Genomic DNA, 12,665 nt, shown 5'->3' on the forward strand with positions numbered 1-12,665 from the left:
AAGACTTTCGCGGCATGGTATCAAGAAGATCTTACGCAGAGGAAAAGGAGGGCTTTTGTTTGCTTACGATGCAACAATGCCTTTCCAAATCCAGTTTTGTTTGACTATAATGTCAGTACAAGACACTTGTACTGACACTACAAAACCTGCATAGAGGCTATAACGACCGATGGGGGTTAAAGCATCATACAATCCCCAAATGTAGCATGGCGTACATGATACCATCTTCGTCTATATGCGTTGTAACAAAGTTGGCAGCTTGCTTTACGTCGTTGCCGGCGTTGCCCATTGCCACACCAACGCCTGCTGCACGTATCATACTGATGTCGTTTCCACCATCACCAAAGGCGGCGCAGGCATCAATGGGTATGCCGAGGTATTGGGCAATGGCGGCAAGCCCCCTACCCTTGTCGGCCATTCGCGAGGTAATGTCCATAAATTCAGGATGCCAACGCCCAGAAACGCAGTCGGGGATGCGTGGCATTAGCTGCTGTTCTTGTTCAACAGTGGCGAATGGAGTTAACTGCAAGATGTCGTATTGCATCACCTTCTCGATTGGTAAGTGATAATCAATGCCGTGGATGTCAAGCGTACGCCTAAAAATTCGGTCGATATTGTCCTTATAATTATAGGTGGTGATGTCTTTTTCGCCCACCACCACACACGAATAGTCTTGCTCGGTGGCATCGTTAAGTATCAATTCAACATCGCGCTTGGGGATGGGGTGATGATAAACCACTTCGTTGCCAACGGTGCAATATGCACCATTGGTGGTGAGATAACCGTCTATGTAGGGGAGAATGGAGTCGATGTTGTTGATGATGGCGTATGGTCTGCCCGTGGCGATAAAAACTTTCACCCCTTGGTGCTTGGCCTGTGCAATAGACTTAACAGCCGAAGTGGGGATGGTATGCGTCTTCATGCTAACAAGTGTACCATCGATGTCGAAAAACAATGCTTTTATCATATCCTGAAAAAATTTAGTGCAAAGGTAGCCTTTTATATTGGAATACGAAAACACCGCACGGCGAATGTTTTGCATTCGCCATGCGGTGTCGTGATTAACTGAAAATTAAAAGCTCCTGCGAGCAGTATTGCAACAAGCGTTTAACCGAAATCGTCAAACATAATGTTCTCGCGATCTACGCCTATACTGTCGAGCATTACTTGCACAGCTTTACTCATAGGACCAGGGCCGCACATGTAGAACTCGATGTCTTCGGGCGCGTCATGGTCTTTAAGGTAAGTGTTGTACATCACTTCGTGTACAAAACCGGCCACGTATGGCACCCCAGCCTCATCCGCTTTGGGGTCGGGGCGGTCGAGTGCAAGGTGGAAATGGAAGTTTGGATATTCCTTTTCCAACTCGTGGAAGTCTTCCAAGAAGAACGCTTCGCTCAGACTTCGCGCACCATAGAAGTAATGCATCTCGCGATCGCGAGTGTGAAGTGTTTTGAGCATGTGCATAATCTGACTGCGAAGAGGAGCCATACCTGCACCGCCACCAACCCAAATCATCTCTTTCTTCGAGTCGAATATCGGGTGGAAATCACCAAACGGACCACTCATCACCACCTTATCGCCTGGCTTGCGCGAGAAGATGTAGCTGGATGCAATACCCGTGGGCACGTCTTGAAAGCCCACCTCCGGGCGAGGCTTAAACGGTGTTGTGGCAATACGCACGGTTAGGGTGATGCGGTCGCCCTCTGCGGGGTAGTTGGCCATTGAGTAAGCACGGATGGTTTCTTCGGGATTGTGAGCTTTGAGGTCGAAAATGCCGAACTTTTCCCATACAGGCAGGTACTCTTCGCCAATGTCTTTCTTGTCGAAATCCTTGTTATAGTCGATGGTTTCGTATGCAGGTATCTTTATTTGAGCGTAACTCCCTGGTACGAAGTCCATGTGTTCGCCTGGTGGCAACTCAACGATGAACTCCTTGATAAAGCTCGACACGTTCTTGTTGCTGATAACCGTGCACTCCCACTCTTTCACACCCAGCACACTTTCGGGCACTTTAACCTTCAAATCGCCTTTAACCTTACACTGGCAACCAAGTCGCCAATGGTCTTTCACCTCTTTTCGCGAGAAGTGCGAGCGTTCGGAGTCGAGAATTTCGCCGCCTCCTTCCAGCACTTGCAGCTTGCATTGTCCGCAGCTAGCCTTTCCGCCACAAGCCGAAGGCAAGAAAATGCCGTTCTCGTTGAGGGTGGCCATCACGTTGTTGCCCTGCTCTACGGTAAGTTCCTTATCTCCGTTAACGGTGATAACCACCTTACCACTGGGCGAAAGGTATTTCTTGGCCACCAGCAACATTATCACCAGCAGCAAGATGATGAGCAGAAAAGCGGCTATACTTATTAATATAAACTGTAACATATATCCTTGTCTTATAGATTTAAGCCCGAAAAACACATCATGGCCATAGCCATCAGTCCTACGGTGATGAATGTTATGCCCAGTCCTTGCAGGGGTTTGGGCACGTCGCTATATTGCATTTTCTCTCTAATGGCTCCCATCGACACGATGGCCAGGGTCCAACCGAAGCCGCTACCAACGGCATAAGAGATGGAATCCCACACGGAACCGATGTACTGCGTGCTGGATGGGTCCATGTTTATGCGCTGTTGCATGAAGAGCGAGGCACCCATGATGGCACAGTTAACGGCAATAAGGGGTAAGAATATGCCCAAAGCAGAATAAAGCGAGGGGCTATATTTCTCGACTGCCATTTCTACCAGCTGCACAATACCTGCAATAACGGCGATGAAAAGGATGAAACTGAGGTAAGAAAGGTCGACACCCGCTATCAAACAATCGGGACCTAGCACCTTGGTTTGCAGCAAATAGTCGACGGGGACAGTAACAAGCAACACGAAGGTTACCGCTAAGCCCAGCCCCAAAGATGTTTTTACGTTCTTAGAAACGGCCAGATAAGAGCACATTCCCAAGAAGAAGGCGAATATCATGTTGTCCACAAAGATGGACCTAAAGAATAAACTGATTAAATGTTCCATAGCGTTTTCTTATTTTTTCTCCTTGTAGAAATATGCCCTATGCAGCCAGATAACACAGCCCAACAGTATCAATGCCATTGCGGGCATAGTCATCATGCCGTTGTTCAGATAGCCTGCATGGTACGCACTCTCAGGAATTAGCTGGAAACCAAGTAGCGACCCACGGCCGAAAAGTTCGCGAATGCAACCAACAAGCACCAAGATGAAGGCATAACCCAAGCCATTGCCGATGCCGTCGAGGAAACTTGGCCAAGGCTTATTCATCATGGCGAAGGCTTCGAGGCGGCCCATGAGGATGCAATTGGTGATAATCAGACCCACATATACCGACAGTTCTACGCTGACATCATACACAAAGGCTTTGAGAACTTGGCTAACGATGGTAACCAAGGCTGCCACCACCACCAATTGAACGATGATTCGGATGCGCGAAGGTATGGTGTTGCGTATCAAGGAGATGATAACGTTAGAGAAAGCCGTAATGATGGTAACGGCAAGTCCCATCACGATAGCCGGTTTTAGCTGCGAGGTAACGGCCAACGCCGAACAGATGCCAAGCACCTGAACCATGATGGGGTTATCGAGATTTAGCGGATTGACAAAGACTTCTTTGTTTTCCTTTGAAAATAACTTACTCATAACTGCTGCATTCGATTATTTACTGGTTAAAAACACGAGATACTTCGACAAACCCTCGATAAGCATGTCGCTCACGCCATTACTTGTTAACGTGGCGCCTGTTACCGCATCCACTTGCGTAGAGGGGTCGTCTACCTTCTTAACAACCGAGAGTGCCACTTTCCGGGTGCCCTCTGCGAACACCTTCTTTCCTTTAAACAGGTTCTGCCACTTCACGTTGTCTTTTATCTCCGCACCCAATCCGGCCGTTTCTCCTTCGTGATTGAAGTACGCTCCGTAAACAGTGTTCTTGTCTGCATCTAGTGCGATAAAGCCATTAATAGGTCCCCAAAGTCCCATACCGTAAACGGGTACGATGTACTTGGTTTGCCCGTCTACCTTACAAACGAACAAAGCCAAGCGGCCAGCCTTGTAATCGGCGCTGTTGAGCAAGAAACCGGCCTTCTCGCCGCCTTGTTCGCCTTTGGTGGTAACGTTTCCTTTGGTGTCTATTATCTCATCGGCCAATACCACTTCCTTATACTTCTGTGCAGCCTCTTCATCGCTTATGTCGCGAATGTTAAGCGCATAGAGCAATTGTTTCTTCTTATCCAGGGCCACGTTGATGTCTTGCAGAGGTTTCAACGCCTTAAAGACGAAAGCCAACAAGAAAGCAACGACAACGACGAGGATGGTAGAATATATCAGCGTATAGCCGTTAGTGTTGGTGTCTAATCCTTTTTTCTTCACTTCTGCCATGATGTCATTTGTTGTTTTTGGTTAAACGTTTCATGCGTTTGCTTATGTTTGCCTGCACCACATAATAGTCGATGAGGGGCGCAAACATATTGGCAAACAGTATGGCCAGCATCATTCCTTCGGGATAACCGGGATTCATCACACGTATGATAAGGGCCATTGCGCCGATAAGGAATCCGTAAATCCATTGTCCGGTGTGGGTTCGGGCCGACGTAACAGGGTCGGTTGCCATGAATACGGCACCGAAACAGAAACCGCCCAGCACGATATGTTCGTACCAGTCGATGCTGGTCATGCCCAAATGCTTAAACAACAAGGCCATCAAGATGCCTCCACCAAACACGCTTCCCATGGTACGCCAGCTGGCAATGCCTGTCCAAAGCAGAATAATGGCACCAATACCAATGGCAATCACGCTTGTTTCGCCTATACTGCCGGGGATAAAGCCCGTTATCATGTCGCTAAGGCTGTACGGAACGTTGGCTCCAACGCCAATCTCTCCCAAAGGAGTGGCAGCCGTAAAGCCGTCGGGCAGGTCGTAACCAAAGCCAAGAATAGAGTTGGAAGCCACCCAAACGGTGTCGCCCGTCATCTTCGAGGGGTAAGAGAAGAAGAGGAACGCGCGCGCGCAGAGCGCAACGTTGAAGATATTCATACCTGTTCCACCGAAAATCTCTTTGCAAATGACCACCGAGAAGGCCACGGCGAGCATCAATATCCAAAGCGGACAGTTCACAGGAATAATCAATGGGATGAGAATACCCGTTACCAAGAAACCTTCTTGTATCTCTTCGTGTTTCCATTGTGCCCAAGCGAACTCTATTCCAAGTCCTACGGCGTAGCTAACAACCACCTTTGGCAACACGGCTAGAAAGCCGAAGAAGAACAAATCAAAGAAACTGGCATCGGCCAAATGACCTGCTGCCGCGTAGTTTTGGTAGCCTACGTTGTACATTCCGAAAAGCAGAGCCGGCAAGGCGGCAATAACCACCATGCTCATGATGCGTTTCGAGTCGATGGAGTCGTGGATGTGCGTTCCCACTTTCGAAGTAGTGTTCGGCACATAGAGGAACGTTTCCAAGCCGTCAAAAATGCTTTGGAAGGCGTGGAGCTTGCCTCCTGGCTCGAATTTCGGCTTTATTTTATCTAAATATTGTCTTAATGCTTTCATACTGCTTTATGCATTTTCTTTACGTAACATGTTCAGCCCTTGGCGAACGATGCGTTGCAATTCGAGTTTAGAACTGTCAACGAACTCTGCCAGTGCGAAATCTTCGGGCGAAACCTCATAGATGCCCAGCTGTTCCATCTTGTCGATGTCGCCAACGATGATGGCTTTGATAAGGAACTCGCCATAAATGTCCATCGGCAACACACTATCGTATTCGCCACTCATGATAATATGGCGTTCGCCACCCTTCACACGTGCATCCAAATCGTACGCTTTCTTGGCCATGAGCCAAGAGAAATAACTGCGCGATGTGGAAAAATGGTTGGTGCGCGGCATTATCCAACCGAACATTTCGTTAGCGTCGGCACCTTCGGGGATAGCGGTTATCTCGGATGTTTTTACGCCAACGCTATCTTCCAAGCACGATTTCGTACCCGTTAAGGGGTTGCCGTTGATAAGGCGAAGGTCTTCTTGGCGCGTCAAAGCGTCTTTCAAAATCACCGAGAAAGGCGTTCCTATCAGCGCATCTACGTACATCGGCGATGCCATAGCACTGCCCCCGAGGGCTATTGTGCGCAGAAGATTAACCTTACCTGTATTGAACAGTCTTCCGAAGAAAATCACAAAGGTGGGGTCGACCGTCCAAACCACTTCGCCCTTATTCACCGGCGAGATGTGGTTTACCTGCACGCCTACATTTCCTGCGGGGCATGGACCATCGTAAACCGTCACTTCCACGTCCTTGGCGTTCACCAACGCATCGGCCTTTTGGTTCTTCCCTATTCCCAAATAGGTGGTTGCCATCTTCGAAAGGGCAGTCAATCCCGTTTGGAAATCGCGCTCGTTGCCCTGCAACTCGTATTCAAAGTCGTTGGCTAGGGGCATGTCGCGCAGTGCGGAAACAAAGATGGCCTTTGGCATTGTCTGCGGATTGGTAGACACGGCGTAAGGCAATTGGTATATATAGCCAAACAAACCAGCCTCCAACAAGGCGTTCTTCACACCGTCAGCAGAGAGCGACGACACATCGCGACGGCCGAAATCGTGATACTTCTGCACCTCGTCGGCCTGCAACCTGATGCCAAGTATCTTTCGCCTTTCGCCTCTTTCAACGGCCTTAACCGTTCCACTCACGGGCGATGCGAACCTCACCTCAGGAAAGTTCTTATCTACAAACAAGGCATCACCCACGTCTACACGGTCTCCTTCGTGTACAACGAGTTTGGGAACAACGCCTTCGAAGGTGTCGGGACGCACCACATACTCTGCGCATGCGCCTACAACGCGTTTCGTTTGGGCTGCTGTTCCTTTCAGGTGAATGTTTAAGCCTTTACGTAACTTAATGACATTTGCCATGATAAACTATAATATATCTGATTTTAATGATTAATCTCTTGTCCGATCTTTTTGCCTTGGCAGCATCACTTTGCGCCCATGCAGAGAGCAACGAACGCTTGCTTAAATGGTGCTCGCCGTCAAAACAAACACCGAAAGCGATGGATAGGAACACCACCCACCGCTTTATCGTTGCAAATATAATCAAAATAAAACATAATAAAAAGAAAAACGGTGGGTATATTTCGCATTAAGGTTTTTTTGATGTAATTTTGCCAACCAAAGAAAGCAATTGAGAAAGTTAAGACACATAATAAATATTATTTTATGGGCTGTGGTTGGCCTGTACTTCGTTTTTGTGGTTTTGCTGCATGTTCCCTTTATTCAGGCTTTTGTTGGGAACACTATCGGCGATGCCCTTTCGGAGAAATTGGGTACCCACGTGTCGGTGGGTAAGGTGGATTTAGGCTTTCTTAACCGCATTATCATCGACGATCTCGTTATCAACGACCAGCAAAACCAGCGCATGCTCGAAGCCACACGGCTCTCGGCAAAGCTAGATTATGCCGCGCTTGCAGCGGGAAAAATCCACATTTCGTCTGTTCAGCTGTTCGGATTAAAGGCCAACCTTTATAAGAAGTCGGCGCAAAGCCAACCCAATTTCCAATTCGCGCTCGATTCATTGGCATCCAAAGACACCACTTCTAACACGCCCCTCGACCTCCGTATCAACACGCTTATCATCCGAAGGGGCAGTGTTAGCTACAATCAGCTCGACAAACCCAAGACCAACACGTTCTCTCCCAACCACATTTCAGCAACCGACATCAGCGCACACATTGCGCTCAACGCCCTTACCAACGACAGTGTGAACCTCAATATCAAGGACTTGTCGTTCAAAGAGCAGTCGGGTCTGCACGTTAAAGCCCTTACAGGCGAGCTTACGGCCAACAAGCAACGGGCAAGTCTGCTGCATTTAACCTGCGTTTTGCCCTCCACCAGCATCAGTTTCGGGCAAATCACAGCCACATACGCCTTCAACGGCACCGAATTTCAGTCGCCTTCTTTCCAGTTCAGCGGCAGTTTGCAAAGGTCAAAGCTCACCCTGGCCGACCTTGCTTGTTTCTTACCCGAACTGAAAACCTCTACTAAGCCCTTCTTTCTGCAAGCCAACGTGTCGGGCACAAGCACTTCCCTACGTGTGAAAACGCTCGAAATATCGTCGCGCGCGAACAATTTTTCGCTCCAAGCCGACGGCTCAATCAGCAATTGGACATCCAAATTGCGCTGGGCCACCAACATCAGGCGACTTCGCGTGAGTGCCGAGGGCGTGCAATTTCTTTCCGACAACTTCGCCAACCACTTTAAAGTGCCTGCCGTTATCGGCCGTTTGGGCAACATCGACTATATTGGCGAGGCTGGCGGCTATGGACAAGACGTGGCTACCAAGGGCATCATACGCACCGATGCAGGCACCGCAACCGTGGCTTTTGGCCGGCATAACGACAATTTTTCGGGCAGAGTGGAAACCAACGCCCTAGATCTCGGCAAGATTTTGGCCGACAAACGATTTGGAAACATATCTACCCAAATAGACGTCGACGGCAAACTGCCCACTCGCGGCTCGGTGTATGTAAAGGCAAAAGGCGATGTTAAGGAGTTTTTCTACAACGCATACAGCTACAAGAACATCGCCGTAGACGGCGAATGGAACAACGGAACCTTCGACGGAAAGCTAAATGTCAAAGACCCCAACGTTAATTTCGACCTGCAAGGTCAGTTCAACCTTACATCGAAACAGCCCTTTGCCAAGCTAAAAGCCGAAGTAACAAACTTCAATCCCGCTGCCCTAAGCCTCACAAAGCTATGGCCCAACACGCAATTTAGCTTTGCCGTAATGGCCGACATCAAGGGTAACTCGCTCAATACGGCCAACGGAAGGGTGCAGCTAGACCGCTTTGCAATGCTGTCCGACACAAAAAGCTACAAGCTCAACGCCATTTCTGTAGACGTAAGCAACAACAACCAACAGCATTCGCTGGCGGTGAACAGCGATTTTGGCCAAATCCTGCTGACGGGCAAGTACAATTACAACACGCTGGCACAAAGCCTAACCAACCTTATCGGCAGCAAAGTGCCCACCATGCCCGGCCTCCCGAAGGTAACTAATGCCCAAACCAACAACTTCACCATCAGTGCCAATGTAGACAATACCGACTGGTTGCAACACATTTTCAACGTTCCGCTGAACATCGAGCGTCCCATCAACTTTGCCGCCAGCATGAATGATGCACAAAAAACGCTCAACATCACCCTCAAAGCGCCCAGTTTCAGCTACGACGGGCACCGCATTGAGGGCGGCGAAATGAGGGTCAGCACGCTGAACGACACGCTCAAACTGGCTGCACAGGCCATAAACGTGGCCGAAAACGGCAAAAAAACATGGTGCAACGTGCAAGCCTCGGCGGCCGACAACAAGATTTCGTCTACCATTTCGTTCGACAACCTGCGCAAACCCTTACTAAAAGGCGAACTGAAATGGCAAACCACATTCTTTAAGAACGACGAAGGCGAGGCCACTGCCCAAGCAACGTTCCAACAATCGGACATAACCGTGGGCAATGCTATTTGGCAAGTGAAGCCTTCGCAGGTAACATACAGCAAAAATCGCGTGCTGTTCGACAAGTTCGCCATTGCGCGCGGCAAGCAACTCATCGCCATAGACGGAGCCGCAACCAACAATGCGCACGACTCGCTCATGGTCGAACTCAAAGATGTAGACGTTAGCTACATGCTCAACCTGGTTAATTTCCATGCCGTAGAGTTTGGCGGACGTGCCACTGGCACAGCCATTGTAAAGACTCCTTTCAACAATCCCAACGCCTACGCCAACTTGCGGGTGAACGATTTCACCTTCGAAGAGGGCGACATGGGTACGCTGGTTGCCGGGGTAAAGTACAACAACGAGAAAGGAAACGTGGAAATAGACGCCATTGCCAGCGACGGACTGAACGCCAGAACCTTTATCAACGGTTATGTTTCGCCCAAACACAACAACATCGACCTGGCCATCAAGGCCAACAACACCAACATCGCCTTTATGGAAACCTTTTGCAAGAGTTTCATGCACGGCGTTAAGGCCTACGCCAACGGCGAGGTGCGCCTCTCGGGGCCGTTAAGCTACATCAATCTTACAGGGCAGTTGGTGGCCAACGGCAGCTTTACCATGACCCCGTTGAACACCGTTTACACGCTGACAAACGACACGGTGCACTTTGTACCCAACAGGATAGACCTCAACGCCTGCCGCTTTACCGACCGAAATGGAAATGGCGGCACGCTAAGTGGTGAGATTAGGCACGACCACCTTACCGACCTAAGCTACAACCTCAGCGTAAAGGCCAACAATTTGCTGGCATACGACACCAAGACCTTTGGCGAAAACACCTTCTATGGAACGGTGTACGCTACGGGAACTTGCAACATTAGAGGGCGGAGTGGAGAAGTAAACATCGACATCGACGCCACACCCAACCGCAATTCCGTACTGGTTTACAATGCGGCCAGCCCGCAAACCGTAAACAACAACTCGTTCATTCATTGGGGGGCTGATGCGCTGCTCACCGCCGAAGAGCAGAAAGCGCAGGAGCCCGAAACCGAAGACCAAGCGCATAACGACAACCAAACGGCCGACATACCAACCGACCTGCACCTCAACTTCTTGGTGAACTGCACGCCCGATGCCACGATACGGCTCATCATGGACAAGCAAAGCGGCGACTACATCTCGCTAAACGGCTATGGCGTACTAAGGGCCACCTATTATAATAAAGGCGCATTCGACATGTTTGGCAACTTCGCCATCGACCACGGCGTGTATAAACTCACCATACAAAACGTGATTAAGAAAGACTTCACCTTCGAGCAAGGCAGCACCATCGCCTTTAATGGCGACCCCTATGCAGCCCGACTCAACATGAAAGCCATCTATACGGCCAACAGTGTGAGCCTTTCCGACCTCAATGTAGGCAAGAGTTTCTCTAACAACACCATCCGCGTTAACTGCCTGATGAACATCACAGGCACGCCAGCCGCACCCAAAGTGTCGTTCGATTTAGACTTGCCCACGGTCAATTCTAACGCCAAACAAATGATATACAGCCTCATCAACGGCGAAGAGGAAATGAACCAGCAGGTGCTTTACCTGCTAGCCGTGGGCCGTTTCTATACGCAGGGGCGCAACAATGCCGACTTGGGCAACACCCGCGCACAAAGCACAACATCGTTGGCCATGCAAAGTTTGCTTAGCAGCACACTTAGTCAGCAGCTTAACAACGTGCTTGGAACAGTTGTAAACAACACCAACTGGAACTTTGGGGCAAACATTGCCACCGGCGATGATGGTTGGGGCAATGCCGAATACGAGGGATTGCTCAGCGGCAGGCTGCTTAACAACCGCCTGCTGATAAACGGCCAGTTTGGTTATCGCGACAACGTGAACACCACCAAGAGTTTCATCGGCGACTTCGACATCCGCTATCTGCTATTCCCAAGCGGCAACATGGCCATCAAGATGTACAACCAAACCAACGACCGCTACTTTACACGCAACAGCTTGAATACGCAAGGCATCGGTTTGATATTGAAGAAAGACTTCAACGGATGGAAGGACCTCTTTGGAATAACAAGCCGAAAGAAGAAGAAACCCAAGGCCGAAAAGAAGAAATAGCGGTATTGCCTGCGCGTAGAACATGCTTAAAGGATGTTCGGCGCGGCAAAACCGCAATTGGCCTGTCCCTTTCTGCCGCCTTACATATCAGCTTGCCTACTCGTCAACTGGTTATCTTTTCAACTCATCAACAAGGTTAACTTGTCTGCTTGACTACTGGTTAACTCGTCAATTCACCTACTGGTTAACTTGCCAACTTGTTAATTTGTCAACTCATCAACTGGTTATCCAATCAACTTATCATCCCTTTTTGTCATCTTTTCAGCACAAAGTTCAACACGAAAAGTGGCATTAAAATCATCCAGCCTGCCACTCGGCCGCAAAAAATGGAGTATTGCAAGGGGTTATTAAGGTAAAAATGGGTACTGCACACAACAGTGTGCTGGCCTGTTGAATACTGCATAAATACACAAACGATGCAAAACAATTGCGCTTTTGCAGTAAAAAGTAAGGCAAAATGCAGCAAAACGCAGTGCAAAATGCAGCAAAACGCAGTGCAAAACGCTGCAAAACGCAAGGTAAAATGCTACAAAATGCAGAGCGAAATGCCGCAAATTGCAAGCCAAAGGTGAAAAATAGCAGTTCCCACAAAGGTGATGTTATGTTTATACGGCATAAATATTCAGGCTACAAATGCAAACTAGCAGCACCAAAACATGGTAAATTCGATGCAAAACGCCCATTTTGGAGGTGATAAAATTGGCGAGCCACGGAGCAAAGAGAAATGCAAAGTGATACAAAACGCACACAAGATGCGCAAATTTGGACAGAACGAAACGACCACGAAAGCACAAAATGGCCCTAAACGGATGGTTTTAGGTCCCGATTTGCGCTAGAATGGAGCGGCGGGAAAGAGCGTTTTGTAAAATATATTTACCCCTCTTAGGCTATTCAAAAAACACCCTACAACTTTCCCCTTGCCGCCCTACTTCTTACTACTTACTACCCTACTACCTACTCCTCTACAACATGTACCATTTTTTCGATACCCAACCACGTTTTGCTACCCACAAATGGGGCATAAATCCAAAATATTATT

At 48.9% G+C, this 12,665-nt stretch carries 10 protein-coding genes; 3 read left to right on the forward strand and 7 right to left on the reverse strand.

Annotated features, from left to right (window positions below; translation table 11 throughout):
* Positions 1-184 precede the first annotated feature (184 nt).
* The 7 genes from BN93_RS11890 to BN93_RS11920 all read right to left on the reverse strand — a co-directional run bounded on the left by BN93_RS11890 (position 185) and on the right by BN93_RS11920 (position 6,918).
* Positions 185-967, reverse strand: coding sequence for a Cof-type HAD-IIB family hydrolase (locus BN93_RS11890; RefSeq protein ID WP_044260655.1), 783 nt, complete (start codon positions 965-967; stop codon positions 185-187).
* A gap of 140 nt (positions 968-1,107) precedes the next feature.
* A complete protein-coding gene (gene nqrF / locus BN93_RS11895) occupies positions 1,108-2,376 on the reverse strand; it encodes an NADH:ubiquinone reductase (Na(+)-transporting) subunit F (protein WP_009229958.1) in 1,269 nt (422 codons plus the stop codon).
* Between the two features lie 11 nt (positions 2,377-2,387).
* Entirely contained in the window at positions 2,388-3,014 is a 627-nt protein-coding gene (gene nqrE, locus BN93_RS11900) for an NADH:ubiquinone reductase (Na(+)-transporting) subunit E (protein ID WP_009229959.1), read from the reverse strand.
* Between the two features lie 9 nt (positions 3,015-3,023).
* Positions 3,024-3,653 carry an NADH:ubiquinone reductase (Na(+)-transporting) subunit D gene (locus BN93_RS11905; RefSeq protein ID WP_009229960.1) on the reverse strand — a complete coding sequence of 210 codons (630 nt, stop codon included), beginning with the start codon at positions 3,651-3,653 and terminating at the stop codon, positions 3,024-3,026.
* A gap of 15 nt (positions 3,654-3,668) precedes the next feature.
* A complete protein-coding gene (nqrC, locus tag BN93_RS11910) occupies positions 3,669-4,391 on the reverse strand; it encodes an NADH:ubiquinone reductase (Na(+)-transporting) subunit C (RefSeq protein WP_019188544.1) in 723 nt (240 codons plus the stop codon).
* Positions 4,392-4,395: 4 nt separating this feature from the next.
* Entirely contained in the window at positions 4,396-5,562 is a 1,167-nt protein-coding gene (locus tag BN93_RS11915; RefSeq protein ID WP_019188545.1) for an NADH:ubiquinone reductase (Na(+)-transporting) subunit B, read from the reverse strand.
* Between the two features lie 6 nt (positions 5,563-5,568).
* On the reverse strand, positions 5,569-6,918 hold the full coding sequence (locus BN93_RS11920) for a Na(+)-translocating NADH-quinone reductase subunit A (protein WP_019188546.1): 1,350 nt from the start codon (positions 6,916-6,918) through the stop codon (positions 5,569-5,571).
* Positions 6,919-6,944: 26 nt separating this feature from the next.
* On the opposite strand from BN93_RS11920, the gene BN93_RS11925 reads away from it, so the two are divergent.
* The 3 genes from BN93_RS11925 to BN93_RS17680 all read left to right on the forward strand — a co-directional run bounded on the left by BN93_RS11925 (position 6,945) and on the right by BN93_RS17680 (position 12,320).
* Positions 6,945-7,151, forward strand: a complete 207-nt coding sequence (locus tag BN93_RS11925; RefSeq protein ID WP_019188547.1) for a hypothetical protein — start codon at positions 6,945-6,947, stop codon at positions 7,149-7,151.
* A gap of 38 nt (positions 7,152-7,189) precedes the next feature.
* Positions 7,190-11,626 (forward strand): translocation/assembly module TamB domain-containing protein, encoded by a 4,437-nt coding sequence (locus BN93_RS11930; protein ID WP_084768797.1) that lies wholly within the window; start codon positions 7,190-7,192, stop codon positions 11,624-11,626.
* A 457-nt stretch (positions 11,627-12,083) separates the two neighbouring features.
* On the forward strand, positions 12,084-12,320 hold the full coding sequence (locus BN93_RS17680; protein ID WP_157462816.1) for a hypothetical protein: 237 nt from the start codon (positions 12,084-12,086) through the stop codon (positions 12,318-12,320).
* The last annotated feature ends 345 nt before the right edge of the window (positions 12,321-12,665 follow it).

Origin of the sequence: Prevotella conceptionensis 9403948 (assembly GCF_000312305.1) — a bacterium.
GTDB classification, from domain to species: Bacteria; Bacteroidota; Bacteroidia; order Bacteroidales; family Bacteroidaceae; genus Prevotella; species Prevotella conceptionensis.